General features: G+C 66.5%; 16 protein-coding genes. 9 read left to right on the forward strand and 7 right to left on the reverse strand.

Going from position 1 to position 19,131, the window contains the following annotated elements; translation table 11 throughout:
* Window positions 1-52 precede the first annotated feature (52 nt).
* The 4 genes from J2X92_RS13470 (at window position 53) to J2X92_RS13485 (ending at window position 6,947) form a co-directional block, all read left to right on the forward strand.
* Entirely contained in the window at window positions 53-868 is an 816-nt protein-coding gene (locus J2X92_RS13470) for a putative hydro-lyase (protein ID WP_307576377.1), read from the forward strand.
* Between the two features lie 44 nt (window positions 869-912).
* Window positions 913-2,205 carry an MFS transporter gene (locus tag J2X92_RS13475; RefSeq protein WP_307576379.1) on the forward strand — a complete coding sequence of 431 codons (1,293 nt, stop codon included), beginning with the start codon at window positions 913-915 and terminating at the stop codon, window positions 2,203-2,205.
* A gap of 53 nt (window positions 2,206-2,258) precedes the next feature.
* Window positions 2,259-3,221, forward strand: coding sequence for a TRAP transporter substrate-binding protein (locus J2X92_RS13480; RefSeq protein WP_307576381.1), 963 nt, complete (start codon window positions 2,259-2,261; stop codon window positions 3,219-3,221).
* Window positions 3,222-3,293: 72 nt separating this feature from the next.
* A complete protein-coding gene (locus J2X92_RS13485) occupies window positions 3,294-6,947 on the forward strand; it encodes a hydantoinase B/oxoprolinase family protein (RefSeq protein ID WP_307576382.1) in 3,654 nt (1,217 codons plus the stop codon).
* 203 nt (window positions 6,948-7,150) lie between these two features.
* On the opposite strand, the gene J2X92_RS13490 is transcribed toward J2X92_RS13485, so the two are convergent.
* Complete coding sequence (locus tag J2X92_RS13490; RefSeq protein WP_307576383.1) at window positions 7,151-8,848, reverse strand: electron transfer flavoprotein-ubiquinone oxidoreductase; 1,698 nt, start codon at window positions 8,846-8,848, stop codon at window positions 7,151-7,153.
* Between the two features lie 116 nt (window positions 8,849-8,964).
* On the opposite strand from J2X92_RS13490, the gene J2X92_RS13495 reads away from it, so the two are divergent.
* The gene (locus J2X92_RS13495; protein ID WP_307576384.1) at window positions 8,965-9,747 is read left to right on the forward strand and encodes an SDR family oxidoreductase; all 783 of its coding nucleotides are present in this window, start codon (window positions 8,965-8,967) and stop codon (window positions 9,745-9,747) included.
* Window positions 9,748-9,772: 25 nt separating this feature from the next.
* Entirely contained in the window at window positions 9,773-10,195 is a 423-nt protein-coding gene (locus J2X92_RS13500) for an acyl-CoA thioesterase (RefSeq protein ID WP_307576386.1), read from the forward strand.
* Window positions 10,196-10,226: 31 nt separating this feature from the next.
* On the opposite strand, the gene J2X92_RS13505 is transcribed toward J2X92_RS13500, so the two are convergent.
* Both J2X92_RS13505 and J2X92_RS13510 read right to left on the reverse strand, forming a co-directional pair.
* Window positions 10,227-11,582 (reverse strand): sensor histidine kinase, encoded by a 1,356-nt coding sequence (locus J2X92_RS13505; protein WP_307576387.1) that lies wholly within the window; start codon window positions 11,580-11,582, stop codon window positions 10,227-10,229.
* Window positions 11,579-12,253, reverse strand: coding sequence for a response regulator (locus J2X92_RS13510; RefSeq protein WP_307576389.1), 675 nt, complete (start codon window positions 12,251-12,253; stop codon window positions 11,579-11,581). The genes J2X92_RS13505 and J2X92_RS13510 overlap by 4 nt, the downstream gene beginning before the upstream one ends.
* A 158-nt stretch (window positions 12,254-12,411) precedes the next feature.
* Here J2X92_RS13510 and J2X92_RS13515 point away from each other — a divergent pair, with 158 nt between their 5' ends.
* The 3 genes from J2X92_RS13515 to J2X92_RS13525 are packed head-to-tail and all read left to right on the forward strand — an operon-like array spanning window position 12,412 to window position 15,502.
* Window positions 12,412-13,137 carry a phosphatase PAP2 family protein gene (locus J2X92_RS13515; protein ID WP_307576391.1) on the forward strand — a complete coding sequence of 242 codons (726 nt, stop codon included), beginning with the start codon at window positions 12,412-12,414 and terminating at the stop codon, window positions 13,135-13,137.
* Window positions 13,124-13,693, forward strand: a complete 570-nt coding sequence (locus J2X92_RS13520) for a phosphatase PAP2 family protein (protein WP_307576393.1) — start codon at window positions 13,124-13,126, stop codon at window positions 13,691-13,693. Before J2X92_RS13515 ends, J2X92_RS13520 begins: the two co-directional genes overlap by 14 nt.
* Before the next feature lie 57 nt (window positions 13,694-13,750).
* Window positions 13,751-15,502, forward strand: coding sequence for a phosphoethanolamine transferase (locus tag J2X92_RS13525; protein ID WP_307576395.1), 1,752 nt, complete (start codon window positions 13,751-13,753; stop codon window positions 15,500-15,502).
* A 15-nt stretch (window positions 15,503-15,517) separates the two neighbouring features.
* On the opposite strand, the gene J2X92_RS13530 is transcribed toward J2X92_RS13525, so the two are convergent.
* The 4 genes from J2X92_RS13530 to J2X92_RS13545 all read right to left on the reverse strand — a co-directional run bounded on the left by J2X92_RS13530 (window position 15,518) and on the right by J2X92_RS13545 (window position 19,091).
* Window positions 15,518-16,096, reverse strand: coding sequence for a peroxidase-related enzyme (locus tag J2X92_RS13530; RefSeq protein ID WP_307576396.1), 579 nt, complete (start codon window positions 16,094-16,096; stop codon window positions 15,518-15,520).
* 77 nt (window positions 16,097-16,173) lie between these two features.
* Window positions 16,174-17,442 (reverse strand): HAD family hydrolase, encoded by a 1,269-nt coding sequence (locus J2X92_RS13535; RefSeq protein ID WP_307576397.1) that lies wholly within the window; start codon window positions 17,440-17,442, stop codon window positions 16,174-16,176.
* 115 nt (window positions 17,443-17,557) lie between these two features.
* The gene (locus tag J2X92_RS13540) at window positions 17,558-18,811 is read right to left on the reverse strand and encodes a type II toxin-antitoxin system HipA family toxin (RefSeq protein WP_307576399.1); all 1,254 of its coding nucleotides are present in this window, start codon (window positions 18,809-18,811) and stop codon (window positions 17,558-17,560) included.
* Window positions 18,801-19,091 (reverse strand): helix-turn-helix domain-containing protein, encoded by a 291-nt coding sequence (locus J2X92_RS13545; protein WP_307576400.1) that lies wholly within the window; start codon window positions 19,089-19,091, stop codon window positions 18,801-18,803. The genes J2X92_RS13540 and J2X92_RS13545 overlap by 11 nt, the downstream gene beginning before the upstream one ends.
* Between the last annotated feature and the right edge of the window lie 40 nt (window positions 19,092-19,131).

Consider the following 19,131-nt stretch of genomic DNA (forward strand, 5'->3'; position numbering starts at 1 on the left):
CACAATCCGGCGCATCACACCACAGCGATGCATCGGGCATCGGAAACGCCAAATGTCGAACTCTCCATCCTTCGAAGAACAGCCGGGCCCTGGCAGCAGCGCGCAGGCTGTGCGCCAGGCCTGCCGCAGCGGTGCGCTCCGCACCCACACCAGCGGGCTCGCGAGCGCCCACGCTCAGGGCAATCTCGTGATCCTGCCGCGGGTGCACGCCGCCGATTTCCTGCGCTTCTGCCAGGCCAACCCCAAGCCATGTCCGCTGCTCGGCGTGTCGGAGCCCGGTGACCCGGCGCTGCCGGCACTCGGCAAGGACATCGACATCCGCACCGACCTGCCGCGCTACCGCGTGTGGCAGGGCGGCGAACTGGTGGACGAACCCACCGACGTGCGCGACCTGTGGAGCGACGACCTGGTGAGCTTCGTGATCGGCTGTTCCTTCACTTTCGAGCATGCACTGATGGCCGAGGGCATCGCGCTGCGCCATGTGGCACAGGGCCGCAACGTGGCGATGTTCCGCACCTCGGTGGCCACCGCGCCGGCCGGTCCTTTCCGCGGTCCAATGGTGGTGACGATGCGACCGCTGCGCGCGGCCAATGCCATTCGCGCGGTGCAGATCTCGTCGCGTTTTCCGGCCGTGCACGGCGCGCCGGTGCACATCGGCGATCCGGCGCTGATCGGCATCCGCTCGCTCGCCGATCCCGACTACGGCGACGCGGTCGAGGTCATGCCTGACGAACTTCCCGTGTTCTGGGCCTGCGGCGTCACGCCCCAGGCCGCGCTGGCTGCCGCCAAGCTGCCGTTCGCCATCACGCATGCGCCGGGCTCGATGCTGGTGACCGACCTGTTGCATCACAGCCTGGCTGCGTTCTAGCCCGCCGATTTCCGAAACCCCCATTTCAATACCTGGAGACAACCATGAAGACCACCATCGACGCCACGCAGGCGGGCGACGGCGCACAGGCTGAAGGAAGCTGGCTGCGCACGCTCAACCCCAACGAGAAGCGCACGCTCACCGCATCGTTCAGCGGCTATGCGGTCGACGCCTTCGACTACTACACGCTGCCGCTGGTCACGCCCATCCTGCTGTCGCTGTGGGGCATGAGCAAGACCGAGGTGGGGCTGATCGGCACTGCCACGCTGGTGGCGTCCGCCTTCGGCGGTTGGATAGCGGGCATCCTGGCCGACAGGTACGGCCGCGTGCGCATCCTGCAGCTCACCATCCTGGTGTTCGCGATCTTCACCTTCGCATGCGGGCTGGCGCAAACGCCGGGGCAGTTGATGGTCGCCCGTACGCTGCAAGGCCTGGGCTTCGGCGGCGAATGGGCCGTGGGCTCGGTGCTCATCGCCGAGATGATCCGACCGGCCTACCGTGGCAAGGCGGTGGGCCTGGTGCAGAGCAGTTGGGCCATAGGGTGGGGGGCTGCGGTGCTGGTGTCGTTGGCGCTGTTCTCCTTCCTGCCGCCGGAGTATTCATGGCGCGTGATGTTCATGCTGGGTCTGTTGCCGGCGCTGCTGATCGTCTTCATCCGCCGCTCGATTCGCGACCCGGAGATCTATGTGCAAAGCCGCGCTGCCGTTGAACGCGGCGAGCGCAGCGGTAACTTTCTTGCGATCTTCAAGCCGGGCATGTTGCGCACCACCGTGCTCGCGAGCCTGCTGTTCACCGGCATGCAGGGCGGCTACTACGCGATCGGCGTCTGGCTGCCGACCTTTTTGAAGAACGAACGCCATCTCACGGTGCTGGGCTCGGGCGGTTATCAGTTCATGTTCATTGCCGGGGCTTTCATCGGCTACCTGTGCGGCGCCTACCTGTCGGACCGCCTCGGCCGCCGCCGCGCGTTCATGCTCTTTGCCGTGGGCGCCGGATCGCTGGTCTACGCCTACACGCTGCTGCCCATCACCGATGGATTGATGCTGCTGCTCGGCTTTCCGCTCGGCTTCTTCATGTCGGGCATCTTCAGCGGCGCGGGTGCTTTCCTCGCGGAGCTTTTCCCCAATGAACTGCGCGGCTCCGGACAGGGCTTTTGCTACAACTTCGGGCGCGGCATCGGCGCCACCTTTCCGGCGCTGGTCGGTGTCCTGAGCGACCGCATGCACCTTCCGCTGGGAACCGCCATCGGCATTTGCGCGGCGGTGGCCTATGCGATGGTGGTGGTGGTGGCGCTCTGTCTTCCAGAGACGCGTGGACGCGACCTGCGCCAGAACTGATCCAAGCGGGAACGAGCGGAAACGAGCGCTCGTACCGACGCAAGGAAATCCTCATGAAATTGCTATTGATTGCTGCCTTGTTCGCAGCGACGGTGACGCACGCCCAGACGCGCTGGCAACTGGCCACCGGCTACCGCGCCGAGTCGTTCCACACGCAGAACATCGTGTGGTTCGCAGGAGAGGTGGAACGGACCACGGCAGGTGCGCTGCGCATCGAGGTGCGGCCGAACAACACGCTGTTCAAGCTGGGCGACATTCGCCAGGCGGTGCAGGCAGGCCAGGTGCAGGCGGGCGAGACCATCATGAGCAGCCTGGTCGAGGCGATTCCGATCGCCGGCGCCGACGCCATTCCCTTCGTGGTGAGCAACTATGCCGATGCGAAGCGGCTGTGGGACCTGCAGCGCCCGCTGATCGACAAGCACTTTGCAGCGCGAGGATTGAAAGCGCTGTACGCCGTGCCTTGGCCGCCGCAGGGGTTGTACACAGTCGCGCCAATGCGATCGGCGGCCGACTTCAAGGGTATGCGCATGCGCACCTACAACCAGGCCACCGTGCGCATCGCCGAGATGCTGGGCGCCACGCCCGTGGATGTGCCGATGGTGGACGTCAAAAAGGCATTGGCCGGCGGCCAGCTGGACAGCATGATCACTTCGGCCGTGACCGGTGTGGAGAACCAGGTCTGGGGCCAGTTCCGGCATTACCACGAGATCAATGCCTGGTTCCCGAAGAACATCGTGTTCGTCAACCTGCAGGCGTTCGATGCACTTCAGCCCGCCGTCAAACAGGCGGTGCTGAATGCCGCCGGGGAGGCCGAGCTGCGTGGCTGGGCCATGAGCCAGGATGAGGCCGCCGGCTCCACCCGCAAGCTCAAGGCCGAGGGCATGCAGGTCGACCGCATTGCGCCCGGCTTTGAAGCCGAGCTTAAGCGACTGGGCGAGCGCTTCTCTCGTGAATGGGTGCGCTCGGTCGGCAATGAAGCCAACCTCATCTTCGTACCGTATTACTTCCAACGCTAGTTGCCATCCCAGTGCCTTGCCCGGCCGGCCCGGACAAGGAGGCATTCATTCAACATCACAAGCTGAAACACCATGCAAGACAACATCTCCCCCCCGCGCTGGCAGTTCTGGATCGACCGCGGCGGCACATTCACCGACCTGGTCGGCCGCGACCCCGAGGGCAAGCTGCACACGCTCAAGCTGCTGTCCGAGAACCCCGAACAATACAAGGACGCCGCCGTCGAAGGCATTCGTCGCCTGCTCAAGCTCAAGCCCGGCGAGCCCGTCACTCCCGAGCGTGTCGAGTGCGTGAAGATGGGCACCACGGTGGCGACTAACGCGCTCCTGGAGCGCAAGGGCGAGCCCACGGTGCTGGTCACCACGGCGGGCTTCCGCGATGCGCTGCGCATCGCCACGCAGGCCCGGCCGCGGCTGTTCGACCGCCGCATCGTGCTGCCCGAGCTGCTCTACGAACGCGTGATCGAGGCCGGCGAGCGCATGGACGCGCAAGGCGGCGTCGTGCAGCCGCTGGACGAAGCCGCACTGCGCATCGCGCTGCAAGAAGCCTTCGATGCCGGCCTGCGCGCCTGCGCCATCGTCTTCATGCATGGCTGGCGCTACACCGCGCACGAGCTCGCAGCCGAGCGCATCGCACGGGCCATCGGTTTCACGCAAGTGTCGGTGTCGCACAAGACCAGTCCGCTCATGAAGCTGGTGCCGCGCGGGGACACCACGGTGGTCGATGCCTACCTGAGCCCGATTTTGCGGCGCTACGTGGAACAGGTGTCGCGGCAGATGCCGGGCGTGCCGCTGTTCTTCATGCAGAGCTCGGGTGGGCTCACGCAGGCCGACCGCTTCCAGGGCAAGGACGCAATCCTTTCCGGCCCGGCGGGCGGCATCGTCGGCATGGTGCGCACCGCGCTGGATGCCGGCCATGCGCGCGTGATCGGCTTCGACATGGGCGGCACCTCCACCGACGTGTCGCACTACGCCGGCGAGTTCGAGCGTTCGTTCGAGACCCAGGTGGCCGGCGTGCGCATGCGCGCGCCGATGATGAGCATCCACACGGTGGCCGCGGGCGGCGGCTCGGTCATCGCCTTCGACGGCGCGCGGCTGCGCGTGGGGCCGGAGTCGGCCGGCGCCAACCCGGGGCCGGCGAGCTACCGGCGTGGCGGCCCGCTCACCACCACCGATGCGAACGTACTGCTCGGCAAGATCCAGCCTTCGCATTTTCCACGTGTGTTCGGTCCGAACGCCGACGAGCCGCTCGACCTGGCAGCGGCACGGAGCGGCTTCGACGCCATGGCGCGCCGCATGTCGGAAGCGACGAGCCGCCGCGTGAGCGCGGAAGAAGTGGCGAGCGGCGCGCTGCGCATCGCCGTCGCCAGCATGGCCAATGCCATCAAGCGCATTTCGGTGGCGCGCGGCTACGACGTCACGCAGTACACGCTGCAGTGCTTCGGTGGCGCGGGCGGCCAGCACGCCTGCCTGGTGGCCGATGCGCTGGGCATGGGCAGCATCTACCTGCATCCGCTGGCGGGCGTGCTCTCGGCCTTCGGCATGGGGCTGGCCGACCAGCTGGCGATGCGCGAGCTGGCGCTGGAGCGCAGGCTCGACGCGGAAGGGCTGGCCGCGGCGCGCGATGCCGCCGGCGCCCTCGCATTGCAGGCAAAAGGCGAGCTCCGCGAGCAGGGCGTGGCGGATGCGGTCATCGCCGTGGTGCACCGCGTGCAGCTTCGCTACGAAGGCACCGACACCGCACTGGCCTGCACGCTCCCCATGGCGGGCACGGTCAACCAAGCCATCGCCGCGATGCGCGACGAATTCGAAACTGGCTACCGCCGCCGCTTCGCCTTCCTGATGGCCGAGCGCGCACTGGTGATCGAGGCGGTGACGGTCGAAGCCGTGGGGGCCGGCGAGCGTGGCGCGCCACCGGCCGCGCAGGCCGACGTTTCCCTTAGTTCACCCGAGCCGCTGGCGGCCGTGCGGATGTATTGCGAAGCCGACGAAAAAGCCGCAGGCTGGCGCGACGCCGAGCTGTTCGACGAGGCGGCCCTCACGCCCGGCGCGGCCATCGACGGCCCGGCCATCCTCGCGGGCCGCAATGCCACCACGGTGATCGAGCCCGGCTGGCAGGCACGCACCACCGCTGCCGGCATCGAGCTGCACCGGGTGCGTCCGCGCGTGGCCACGCAGGCCATGGGCACCAGCGCCGACCCGGTGATGCTCGAGGTGTTCAACAACCTCTTCATGAACATCGCCGAGCAGATGGGCCTGCGGCTGCAGAACACGGCCTACTCGGTCAACATCAAGGAGCGGCTCGACTTTTCTTGCGCGCTGTTCGACGTGCAGGGCAACCTGATTGCCAACGCACCGCACATGCCGGTGCACCTGGGTTCGATGAGCGAGTCGATCAAGACCGTGATCGATGGCAACCCCGGCATGAAGCCTGGCGACGTCTTCGTGCTGAACGACCCCTACCACGGCGGCACGCACCTGCCCGACATCACGGTGGTGACGCCGGTCTACCTGGACGCAAGCGATGCGCGGCCTTCGTTCTACGTGGCGTCGCGCGGCCACCATGCCGACGTGGGCGGCATCACGCCGGGTTCGATGCCGCCGTTCTCCAGCACCATCGGCGACGAGGGCGTGCTGATCGACAACTTCAAGCTGGTGGAGGGCGGCCGCCTGCGCGAGGCGGAGCTGCGCGCGCTGCTGGGAAGTGGCGCGCATCCGTCGCGCAACATCGAGCAGAACCTGGCCGATCTGCGCGCGCAGATCGCTGCCAACGAGAAGGGCGTGCAGGAACTGCAGGCCATGGTGGCGCAGTTCGGCCGCGAGACCGTGGCCGCCTATATGGGCCACGTGCAGGACAACGCCGAGGAGTCGGTGCGGCGCGTGATCACGGCATTGAAGAACGGCGAGTTCACGCTGCCGCTGGACAATGGCGCGCAGATCCGCGTGCGGGTCACGGTCGATACAGTCGCGCGCTCGGCCAAGGTCGATTTCACCGGCACCAGCGCGCAGCTGGCCAACAACTTCAACGCGCCGCGCGCGATCACCATGGCGGCCGTGCTGTACGTGTTCCGCACGCTGGTGGACGACGACATTCCGCTCAACGCGGGCTGCCTGAAGCCGATCGAGGTGATCGTGCCGAATGGCTGCATGCTCAACCCGCTGCCGCCGGCCGCGGTGGTGGCGGGCAACGTCGAGACGTCGAGTTGCGTGACCAATGCACTCTATGGCGCATTGGGCGTCATGGCTGCCAGCCAGTGCACGATGAATAACTTCACCTTCGGCGACGGCGAGCACCAGTACTACGAAACCATCTCGGGCGGCTCTGGCGCCGGCCCCGGTTTCGACGGCACGAGCGTGGTGCAGACGCACATGACCAACTCGCGCCTGACCGACCCTGAGGTGCTCGAGTTCCGCTACCCGGTGCGGCTCGACAGCTATCGCCTGCGCACAGGTTCGGGTGGGGCAGGGCGCTGGCGTGGAGGCGACGGCGGCGTGCGGCGTGTTCGCTTCCTGGCGCCGATGACGGCATCGATTCTCAGCAATGGCCGGCTCTACGGTGCGTTCGGCGGCGCGGGTGGCGAGGCCGGTGCAGTGGGGATCAACCGCGTAGAGCGGTCTGACGGCACGGTGGAGTCGTTGGAGCACATCGGACAGGTGCAGATGCAGCCGGGCGACGTGTTTGTGATCGAGACACCCGGTGGGGGAGGGTGGGGCGAGAGCGTGGGCTGATCTTTAGTCCCTGTCGTTCAGGGCGCGATCCCGCCGACGGGGTGCCTTTCTCCGCGAATGTCCCCCGCCCTTCGGGCTCCTCCTTTATTTCGCTGCGCAAGGCACCCCGCCAGCGGGATCGTTGTTCAGAGCACTGGTTGATCAGCCAGTACAACGACCGCGCCCTGAACAACAGCGCCCTGAGCAAGCGCACAGACCGTGGCTTACATCCCCACGTAGTTAGGCCCGCCGCCCCCTTCAGGCGTAACCCACACGATGTTCTGCGTCGGGTCCTTGATGTCGCAGGTCTTGCAGTGCACGCAGTTCTGCGCATTGATCTGCAGGCGCTCCTTGCCGCCTTCGGTGGCGACGAACTCGTACACACCGGCTGGGCAGTAGCGGCTTTCAGGCCCCGCAAACTTCGACAGGTTGATGTTCACCGGAACCGTCGGATCCTTGAGCGTCAGGTGGGCCGGCTGCTGCTCCTCGTGGTTGGTGTTGCTGATGAACACGCTCGACAGCCGGTCGAAGGTGAGCTTGCCGTCCGGCTTCGGATAGACGATGGGCTTGCACTCCGCCGCGGGCTTGAGGTACAGGTGGTCGGGCTTGTGGCGGTGCAGGGTCCATGGAATGTGGCCCTTGAGCAGCCACTGCTCGATGCCGTTCATGAAGGTGGCAACGCCCAGGCCCTTCTTGAACCAGGCCTTGAAGTTGCGTGCCTTGTTCAGCTCCGTGTAGAGCCAGCTCTTTTCGAAGGCGGCCGGGTAGGCCGTGAGCTCGTCGTGCTGGCGTCCGGCCTGCACGGCGTCGTACGCGGCTTCGGCGGCCAGCATGCCGGTCTTGATGGCGGCGTGGCTGCCCTTGATGCGGCTCACGTTGAGATAGCCGGCTTCGCAGCCAACCAGCGCGCCGCCCGGGAACACCGTCTTGGGCAACGACATCAGGCCGCCGGCCGTGATGGCGCGCGCGCCATAGCCGATGCGCTTGGCCGGCTTGATACCCTTGGCTTCGTCGCCTTCCAGGTACCAGCGGATGTTGGGATGCAGCTTCCAGCGCTGCATTTCCTCGAACGGGCTCAGGTACGGGTTGCTGTAGTCCAGGCCGGTGATGAAGCCCATGGAAATCTTGTTGTCTTCCATGTGATAGAGAAAAGCGCCGCCGTAGGTGTCGCTCTTCATCGGCCAGCCGGCGGTATGCAGCACGAAGCCGGGCTGGTGCCGCTTGGGGTCGATTTCCCACACTTCCTTCACGCCCAGGCCATAGGTCTGGGGGTCCTTGCCTGCGTCCAGCTTGAACCTGGCGATCAGCTGGCGGCCCAGGTGGCCGCGCGCGCCCTCGGCAAACACGGTGTACTTGCCCAAGAGCTCCATGCCGAGCTGGAAGTTCTCGGTGGGTTCGCCGTCCTTGCCAACGCCCAGGTTGCCGGTGGCAACGCCGCGCACCGAGCCGTTCTCGTTGTAGAGCACTTCGGCCGCCGGGAAGCCGGGGAAGATCTCCACGCCCAGGTTCTCGGCCTGCTGCGCCAGCCACTTGGTGAAGTCGCTCAGGCTGATGATGTAGTTGCCGTGGTTCTGGAAGCAGGCCGGCAAAAAGGCGTTGGGGGTGCGCAGGCCCGACTTCTCGCCGAGGAACACCATCGCGTCATCGGTAACGGGCTGGTTCAGCGGGGCGCCCTGTTCCTTCCAGTCGGGCAGCAGCTCGTTGAGGGCGCGCGGGTCCATGATGGCGCCCGAGAGAATGTGCGCGCCGGGCTCGGAGCCCTTCTCGAGCACCACGACCGAGATTTCCTTTCCGTGGTGGGCGGCCAGCTGCTTGAGCCGGATGGCGGTCGAGAGGCCGGCCGGGCCGCCGCCGACGACCACCACGTCATATTCCATGGATTCGCGGGGGCCGAACTGGGCGAGGATTTCGTCGTGGGTCATGTGGGTCTCGTCGATAATGATTTGAGGCTCGGACGCTTCGAGGGCGCGAAACATTTTATGTGGAGTGCGGGACGTCGCCTCGGCGACTCCGCAACGGCTCAACAGGACCCTCTTTCATGGCTTACAGCATCGACCTTTCGGGCCGCGTGGCCTTCGTCACCGGCGCTTCCAGCGGGCTGGGCGCTCAGTTTGCCAAGACGCTGGCGCGCGCAGGCGCCGCGGTGGTGCTGGCGAGCCGCCGGGTCGAAAAACTCAAGGAGCTGCGCGCACGCATCGAGGGCGAGGGCGGCGATGCTCACGTGGTCGAGCTCGACGTGACCGACATCGGCAGCATCAGGGCCGCCGTGGCGCGCGCCGAGACCGAGGTGGGCCCGATCGACGTCCTGGTCAACAACTCGGGCGTGAGCACCACCCAGCGCCTGCAGGACGTCACGCCCGACGATTACGACTACATCTTCGACACCAACGTGAAGGGCTCCTTCTTCGTCGCGCAAGAGGTGGGCAAGCGCATGCTGGCGCGCGCCGACGGCTCGGCGCCGGGCACCTACATCGGCGGACGCATCATCAACATTGCCTCGGTGGCGGCGCTCAAGGTCATGCCGCAGATTGGCACCTATTGCATGAGCAAGGCTGCGGTGGTGCAGATGACCAAGGCCATGGCACTCGAGTGGGGCCGCTTCGGCATCAATGTGAACGCGCTGTGCCCCGGCTACATCACGACCGAACTCAACGAGGACCACTGGCTTTCCGAAGGGGGCGCCAAGCTCGTGAACATGCTGCCGCGCAAGCGCGTGGGCAAGCCCGAAGACCTGGACGGCCTGATTGTGTTGCTGGCCAGCGGGCAGAGCCATTTCGTGAACGGCGCGGTGATTGCCGCGGATGACGGCTTCGCGCTTTGATCTTTCCATCTCAGCAGACCCACCGATGCGAATCGAAATCCCCGAAAAGAAGAAGCTCGTGTACGAAATGTCCATCCCCATCCGCTGGGGCGACATGGATGCCATGGGCCATCTCAACAACGGCACCTACTTTCGCTACCTGGAAACCGCGCGCATCGACTGGATGCACTCCATTGGCTTCGAGCCCGAGCCCGGCGGCGAAGGCATGGTGATCGTCAATGCCTTCTGCAATTTCTATCGCCAGATCGAATATCCGGGCGACGTGCTGCTCAAGAAGTACGTGAGCGACCCGGGCCGCACCACCTTCGAGAGCTGGGCCACCATGGCGCGTGCCGATGCACCCGACGTCGTCTGCGCGGCGGGTGGAGCGACCACGATCTGGGTCGATTTTCCGAAGCAGAAGGCGCTGGCCTTGCCCGACTGGCTGCGAACGCTGGTGAGCGACTGAGCTGCCCGCGCCTAGGTCCGGGCGCGGCGTTTCAGGCAGGCCGCAGCACGATGCGCGCCTCGAACCCGCTGGCGGCCCCTGCCGGCGGCGAGGCCAGTTCGAGTTTCGCGTTGTGCTTTTCGACGATGGTGCCCACGATCGACAGGCCGAGTCCGTAGCCCGCTCGGTCGGAGCTGTGCCGCACGTGGCGCTGCTGCAGCGTGGCGAGCTGCTCCGCGCTGACACCGGGGCCGAAGTCGCGCACGGCGAGCGTGCAGGGCGCCATCACCTCGATCACCACGCGGCCGCTGCCGCCGTAGTGCAGGGCGTTTTCCACCAGGTTGCGCAACGCGATGGCCAGCGCATCGACGTCGCCCGATGCCACTGGCGCGACGGCGTCGGGCACCTTGAGCGCCAGGCGCTCGCTGATCTCCGGGTCTTTCCAGAATTCTTGCACCACCGCACCCGCAAGCTGCACCAGATTGACCTGCGAGCGCGCAAGCGACGCACCCGATTCGGCACGCGAGAGCTGGAGCAGCTTCTCGGTGCGGTGGCTGAGAATCTGCAGCGCGTCGAGGGCGGCCTGCACGTCGTTGCGCCGCAGGTCGTGCTCGAGCGCCGTCTGCAGCCGCAGCCGTGCCGCGGCCAGTGGCGTTCGCAGTTCGTGGGCCGCGTTGGCGGCCAGCGCGCGCTCCACGTCCAGTGACTGCGACAGGCGCTCCAGCAGGCTGTTGACGTGGTCGCCCACCGAGCGCAGCTCGCGCGGCAGGCCGGGCAGCGTGATGGGCCGCAGGTCGGTGCCGCTGCGCTTCTGGATTTCGCCCGCAAGCTCTTGCAGCACGCGCAGTTCGGTGCGCGCCACGTTGCGCAGCACCAGCGCGAGGAGAGGCAGCACTGCGCCCAGTGGAATGATCAGGCCATAGAGCGTGCGATTGAGCGCGGTGCGCCGCTCGTCGAGCGGATCGGCCACCTGGAAGTAGAGGCCGCGCACGGGGTGCCGCACGGTGTAGACGCGCCAGGTCTGGTTGTTGGCAAAGCCGGAGGCCAGCGGCACGTCGAAGGCCCCGTTGGATGCCTCGGCCGAGCGCAGCAGCACATGCTCGTGGATGTCCACGATCTGGTAGTTCACGGCGTCTTCCGAGAACAGCTGCTTGGGCGCGACCATCGGCAGGGCCGAAGGCGTGCCGTTCTGCTGCAGCTTGTCGAGTTCCTGCACCGCCATGTCGAACATGCGGTGCGACACCTCGGCCAGTTCGTTGTCGAAGTTGTGGTTGATTTCGCGGTCCACATACCAGACCACGGCCAGCACGCACAGCATCCACACGCCTCCGACCCAGACGATCAGCGTGCGAGTCAGGCGGCCGGCCAGGGTGTCGGGGCCGGTCTGTTTTGCGAAAACTGCACTCATTCGTCGTCGTCTGCCGAAGTCGACAGGCGATAGCCGAGGCCGCGCAATGTCTGAATGTGGCTCTTGCCCAGCTTGCGCCGCAGCCGGCTGATGAACACCTCGAGCGTGTTGCTGTCGGCCTCGTCGCCGAAGCCGTAGAGCGCGTCGGCCAGGTTCTCGCGGGTGTGGATGCGCTCGGGCCGCGTGGCCATGACGCGCAGCAGGGCCCATTCTTTCTGGGTCAGGACCACCGGGTTCCCGTCCTTGCGGACCTGGTCATGAGCCAGGTCGATCTCCAGCGTGCCGAGTTGCAGCACCGGCGCAGTGCCGGCGCTGCGCCGCCGCTCGACCGCTCGCAGCCGCGCCAGCAGCTCGGCCGGGTCATAGGGCTTGATGAGGTAGTCGTCGGCGCCAGCGTCGAGCCCGCGGATGCGGTCGGTGACCTGGTCGCGCGCGGTCAGCACGATGACGATGGGGGGCTCGCGCAGCGCGCGCACCTGCGGCAGCAGCGAGAGGCCGTCGCCGTCACCCAGGTGCAGGTCGAGCAGCACGGCGGCGTACTGCACCGCATGCAGGGCACCCCGGGCCTCGGCGAGGCTGGACGCCACGTCGACAACGAAAGCCTTCGCAAGCAGATAGCTGCAGACGGCGTCTGCCAACGCACTGTCATCTTCGACGAGCAATATGCGCACGCGAGGTCATCTTTCTTCAAAAAACCGAGTCTAGCGCCGACGGCAGGGCGGTCCGGGAGCACGTCAGCTTTCGTTCAGGCCCGCTTCAGGCTTGGTTCAGCCCAGGAAAGTAGGCTCGCGAGGTTTCCCAGACTTGTATTTCCGCCTGTTTCCCGCCCATGACGCGTGTCCCGAATCTGCCGGTTGCTTCGAATCTTCGCCTGGGGGCGCTGACCCTCCTGGCCTTGGTGCTCCTGCTGGCGTGGGACGCCACCGGCGGCGACCTCGCCCTGGCGCGGCTCGCGGGTACGCCCATGGGCTTTCCCTGGCGCGACAACGCTTTTCTGGTCCATGTGATGCATGAAAGCGCCAAGAACCTGAGCTGGCTGTTCGTGATTGCGCTGTTCGCCGGCATTCGCTGGCCGCTGGGCGTGTTGCGGCGGCTGCCGGTGCGCGGACGGGTGCAGCTGGCCTTCACCGTACTGCTCTCGGTGCTTGCGGTCAGCGTGCTCAAGCATGCGAGCCACACGAGCTGCCCGTGGGACCTGAAGGAATTCGGCGGCGTGGCAAGCCACGTGTCGCATTGGGCGTGGAAGGTCTACGACGGCGGCGCGGGCGGGTGTTTTCCGGCCGGCCACGCCTCGGCCGCGTTCGCCTATGCGGGCGGCTATTTTGTGCTGCGCCGGGTGGCGCCGCGCGCCGCGCTCGTGTGGCTCGGCGTATCGCTGGCTGCGGGCCTGGCGCTGGGGCTGTCGCAGCAGCTGCGCGGCGCGCACTACATGAGCCACACGCTTTGGACGGCGTGGATCTGCTGGGTGGCGGGCTTTGCCATCGATCTGGTTGCCGCACCGCGCGCCTCCGGTTTGCCAGCGGCCCGACCTGCTGCCCAGCATGCAGGCCCTTGATGTCGCGCTGTTCGAACTGATCAACGCAAGCGCCGCGGCGCCGGCGTGGAGCATTCATTTCGCGCGCTTTGTCTCCGATGTGCTGCCCGCCCTGTTGGGCGCGGCCATTCTCTGCGGCGGCCTGATCGACCGGCGCCTGCGCTATGCCTGCTTCACAGCGCTGGTGAGCGTGATTGCCGTCTGGCTCTTCGTGAACGTGTTTCGCTCGGTCATGCCGTTTCACCGGCCCGCGTTCTACGGCCTGGGCATCCAGTGGGCGCCGCAGGGCGCCCGGCCGGGCTTCCCCAGCCTGCATGCCGCGTGCACCTTCGCGGCGGCGTTCTCGCTGTGGTGCCTGCCCTGGCGCACACCGATGCGCGCGGCGCTGGTGCTGGCTGCGGTGGTCGGATGGAGCCGGGTGCTCCTGGGGCTGCACTTTCCATTCGACGTGGTCGTTGGCGCCATGCTCGCCGCCGTGGTCTCCATCATGGTGGAGCGCGGCGTCAGCCGGCCGCTGAACCTGGCGCTCAGGGCCTACATGCGGCCCAGGCTGAGGGCAAGAAGGGCGCGAGCCTGAACGCCGGCTGAACGCGCAATTCAGGCTTCCTTCAGTTGCGCTTCCTACAGTAGGCGCATGTCATTTTCGCGAATCGAACCCGCGCCCGCGCGCCGCATGGGTCCGTCGGCGGCCAGTCTGCCGTATCTGGAGCCTGCGCGCGCGCTCTGGGCGCGTTTCGACCTGTGGCTCACGCAGCCGCGCTCGGCTCAAAAGATCGTCGTCTGGCTGGCCATCTACATGGCCGCGGCCGCCAACTGGCCGCTGTGGAACGAGCTGGCGCGCATCGGCGGCGCGCCCAGCACCTACTTGCCCACCATCGCGGCCATGGCGGTGCTCATGGTGTGCGCCACGGTGGCGCTGCTGTCCTTCACCGCCTGGTCGCGCTGGATGAAGCCGCTGTGGTTCGCGGTGGTGCTGCTGGCGGCCTTTGTGCAGCATTACATGCTCGAGTACCGCGTGGTGATGGACCCGACCATGATCGCCAACGTGCTGCAGACCGACCCGAACGAGGCGCGCGATCTGATGAGCTGGCGCATGGCCTTTCACGTGCTGCTGGTGATGCTGCTCCCGGCCCTGGCGCTCTGGCGAATGCGCATCATGCCGATGCGCTTCGTCGCCAAGCTCTGGCGCAATGCCGCGCTGCTCTTGCTGGCCCTGGCCGTTGCTCTGGTGGCCGCCGTGTCGATGAACCGGCAGCTTGCGCCGCTCATGCGCAACAACATTCACCTGCGCTACATGATGAACCCGGTGGCCAGCCTGTATTCGGCCGGCTCCGTGCTCATCAAGCCGATGTTCAAGCGCAGCCGCAAGCTGATTCCCATCACCGCCGGAACCACGCTGGGCGCAAGCTATGCCGGCCAAGCGCGTCCGCCGATGTTCGTCATGGTGGTAGGCGAGACGGCCCGGGCCGACCACTTCGGCCTCAACGGCTATGCGCGCGACACCACGCCCGAGCTGGCCGCGCGCGGCGTGCTGAGCTACCGTGACGTGCATTCGTGCGGCACCAATACGCTGGCCTCCGTGCCTTGCATGTTCTCGCCCCTCGGCAAGCAGGGCTACGAATCGCGCAAGGACGACTACGAGAACCTGGTCGACGTGCTCCAGGCTGCGGGGTTGGCGGTGCTATGGCTCGACAACCAGGCCGGCTGCAAGGACGTCTGCACGCGCATTCCGAATGCCTCTGCATTCGATACCCTTTCACCGGCGCAGAAGAGCGCACTGTGCGACGGCGAGGAATGCCTGGACGACGTGATGCTCAAGGGACTCGACGAGCGCATTGCGGCGCTGCCGGCCGAGCGCCGCGCCAAGGGCGTGGTGCTGGTCATGCACCAGATGGGCAGCCACGGGCCGGCCTACTACAAGCGTTCTGCGCCTGACGTGAAGCGCTTCCTGCCCGAGTGCAAGACCAACGCGCTGGCCGAATGCGGCCATGCGGAGCTGCAGAACGTGTATGACAACTCGATTGCCCAGACCGACCGTTTCCTGGCCCAGACCATCGACTGGCTCAAGGCACAGTCGAACCAGTACGACCCGGCCTTGCTCTACGTGAGCGACCACGGCGAATCGCTTGGCGAGTACGGCCTGTTTCTGCACGGCGTGCCCTACAGCTTTGCACCGGAGGCGCAGAAGCACGTGCCCATGGTCACCTGGTTCAGCGACGGCATGAGCCAGCGCCGCAAGCTCTCGCGCCCGTGCATGGAGGCGGGGCTCGATACGCCGCTAACGCACGACAACCTCTTTCACACCGTGCTGGGGTTGATGGACGTGGGCAATTCCACCTACAAGCCCGCGCTGGACGCGCTCGCGTCCTGCCGCAACAAGACCTGAAGCCGCGGCCGTCCTCTACTTCTTCTCGCGGGGCAGCCGTCCCATCAGAAAGAACTCTGGGTTCGGTTGCATGCCGCTGAAGCTCGCAAGCCGGTTGCTGAGGCCGAAGAAGGCGGTGATCGAGGCAATGTCCCAGACGTCTTCATCGTCGAAGCCGTGGACATGCAATGCGGTGAAGTCCGCATCGTCGATCTCGTGCGAGCGGTCGCAGACCTTCATTGCAAAGTCGAGCATCGCGCGCTGGCGTGGCGTGATGTCGGCCTTGCGGTAGTTCACCGCCACCTGGTCGGCCACCAGCGGCTTCTTCTCGTAGATGCGCAGCAGCGCGCCATGCGCCACCACGCAGTAGAGGCACTGGTTGGCCGCGCTCGTGGTCGTCACGATCATCTCGCGGTCGCCCTTGGTGAGCGAACCTTCCTCTTTCAGCATCAGCGCGTCGTGGTACGCGAAGAAGGCGCGCCACTCGGCCGGGCGGCGCGCGAGCGCAAGAAAAACGTTGGGCACGAAGCCGGCTTTTTCCTGCACCGCAAGAATCGCGGTGCGGATGTCTTCCGGCAGGTCTTTCAGTTCGGCAAGAGGGTAGCGGTCGGCCATTTTTCGTCTCCTGGGTGGAATGCCAGAAACGATCATAGGCAACCGCAGTCCCTGGCCCTGCGCCAGGGCTTCTGCGCCTACTTCAGCGCCTTGCCTTGCGCCGCACCCAGGGGGGTGTGCAGCTGCGAAGCCACCCACTGCCCCGCGTTGTCGTCGCGACCCTGCAGCAGGTAGCGCGTGTCGGGCTTGCCGTAGTTCTGCACCGCCATGGCCGAGAACTTGCCGATGTCGGTCTTCGGGTCGCGCAGGCGGTTCACGATCAGCACCTTCTTCGTGTCGGCAAAGTCGGCCATCATGTTCTGGTCGCCTTCGCTGTCGCCGGCAATGAAGCTCGGGCCGTAGCCGTATTTGCTGACCAGGAAGCGCTGGATGTTCTTGGTCTTGCCGGGGCCTTGGGTCTGGTCATAGCCACGGCGAAACTCGGGCTGGATCACGCCGTTGGCGTCGCGCTCCAGTTCCATGGCCAGCACGCGTTCGGGCGGGTTGTTGTAGCCGAAGGCGGGGTTCGACGAGATTTCCTTAATCACGTCGACGAAGGACGCCGAGCACACCCACACGTCGAAGCCCGCGTTGCGGAAGACGGCATAAAGCTCCTGCATTTCGGGCTGCAGGCGAAGGCCGTTCTTCCAACTGACCGAAACCACGCCCGCCTGGCCCGGCAGCGCGGCCGGCGAGGTCCACTTGACCTTGGCCACGGGCTCCTTCAATTGCCACGCCACCGTCTCGGCCGTGAGCTTGCGCACCTGCGCCTCGGTCATGCCGACAAAGAGGTAGGTCACCCAGGGGTAGGCCGTGTCGTGGTCGAAGGTGTCGCCGATCGCTTCGTAGAGGTAGCGCACCTTGGTGGTGAAGGCGATGTAGTGCGGGTTCAGCTTCACCGCGGCCAGGGGCTGGCTGCCCTTGAGGCCGCTGTAGTTTTGGTAGAGCCAGGTGTAGCTGGCCACGATGTCGGGCACCAGGAGGTCGATGTTGACGGGCTTGCCGGCTGCGTTGTTGTGCGCGGGCAGGAAGTCCTTCTTCGGGATGTTCTTGCGCAGCGCCACTTCGAGCTGCGCGGGCGTGGCGCCGAACACCAGGTTCTCGAGCTGGTAGATCAGCGAGGCTTCCTCGATGTCGAGGAACACGCTGGTGTTGTCCCAGTCGAACACCACGTAAGGCGGCTTCGCGGAGCTGTAGCCGGGGCTCGTCTTGCCGAGGCTGGCAATCAGGCCTTCGATCTGTGCCCGGTTGAACGCGTCCCAGTGGCCGGGCGACAGCGTGGTGGACGCGGTGGGAGCCAGGCTGGCGCAGCCCGTGGCGGCAAGTGCGGCGGCGAGCGGCGTGAGAAGAAGCAGGCGTCGTTGCATGGGTTTCCTGTTGTTGTGCGCGTTGATGGAAAGCAGAGCGTAAAGAGCGCTCGTGACACTTCGAGAGGGACCTACGCATCAGCCATGCCAGCCCCGGCATCGGGCTGCCCAAGCCCTAGGCACGGATGCGTTCGTACTGCTGTTCGATGAAGGCCGCCACGCGGCGCACGAGTTCACGCCCGCCGCCGGACGCTTCGACGCTGGCGGTGGCCTGCACGGAAACCGTCTCTTCGATTCGGCGGATGATTTCGTCCGCCTCTGCGGCCGCCAAGCCGAAATGAGGCGCCGCCCTTCGCGCGAGTTCGAGGCTCGACGCATGCTGCCCCGGAAAGACGGCGAGCTCCTGGTAGCCCGTGTGGCCGCCTAGCTGCATGACCAGATCGAAGGCCGGCGCCAAACGCCAGCGGCCGTCTGCCTGCCGCAAGGCGCCGTGGTTCTTGACGTGGTCGTCGCTGTTGCCCACGGCCAGGTTGAACACCAGGCGGTGAAACAGTTCGGCCAGGTCTTCCTGCGGCCGCGCCGAGATGCGCCGCAGCAGCTGCGCCAGTTCGACGTAGCTGCCGCGGCTGGAGTCATACGGCACATCGAGCAGCGCCGAGGCCGAGAGGTAGTGAAGGCGCTGCTCGTCGTTCACGGGGCCGGTGCGGTCGAAACGCTCCACCAGCAAGGCGTGGCCGGATGCCAGGGGTTGCAGCAGGAACGCAGGCACGTGAATGCCGCAGGCGCTGGCCAGCCAGAGGGTGGCCGCCTCGATCACCTCCACATCGTGGTCGTCGCCGCGGGACGAAAATTTGGCGATAAAGCGCCGGCCCTCGTGCGCAAACGCCGCCTTGGGGCGTGCGCCGCCCAGGCTGCCGCCGCGCAGCAGCCGGTGCATGTCGGGCCCAATCTCCATGCCCGCTTCGACACGGTGGGACGCTTCGGCGAGTTCCTCGAGCGACCAGAGCATGGAGGGCGGTTCCTCGCTCCGGATGGGCAGGGCCTCGGCGAACACCATCGCGCCGATGCGGTCCTCGTTGGTCAACAGCAGCGCGTCGATGTCGGACAGCGGCCTGCCGTGGCGGATTTCGAGGACCTTGCGCCCCCAGCTGTCGGGCAGGGCATCGCGCAGCGTGAGTGGCATGGCGCCGCCGTCCCGGATGCGCTGCTCCGCAAGCACGAAGGCGGCGTCGCGCAGCGGCAGGTGCTCGGGGTTGAGCGGCAAAGCCGCGGAGTCGTCGAGGTAGCGTCTGCCGTAGGCGAATTCGCCCGATTCCACGACGCCGCGGCGAACCAGCTTCATCAGGCCTGCGGCCTGCACATCGTCGCCTGTGTGGCGCGCGAGCCCGACATAGATGCGGCGTTCGTTCGGAGACTCGTCAGAATTCACGCTCGTCCTCCGCGATCACCCCGGCCGGTGGCCGGGCAGCGGACCTGCGGACACGGCGCCCGGCTGCCAGGCCCGCGGGTGCTGGCGCCAATGCGTCAAGCGAATCAATCTCGCCGAAGAGCCACAGTGCGTGGGCGAGCAAGCCGATGCTGGTGCCGGGCCTGCCCGATTCGAGCGAGCGCAAGGTGGTCGGCGAGCACAGCAGGCGTTCGGCAGCTTCTGCAATCGTCCAGCCGCGATGAACGCGGTGCGCACGAAGGCGTAAGCCGAGATTTCTCAACGGCTCAGTGGTCTGCTGGGGCAGGGCGGAAAGGCTGTTG

Origin of the sequence: Variovorax paradoxus, from assembly GCF_030811855.1 — a bacterium.
GTDB lineage: Bacteria > Pseudomonadota > Gammaproteobacteria > Burkholderiales > Burkholderiaceae_C > Variovorax > Variovorax paradoxus_L.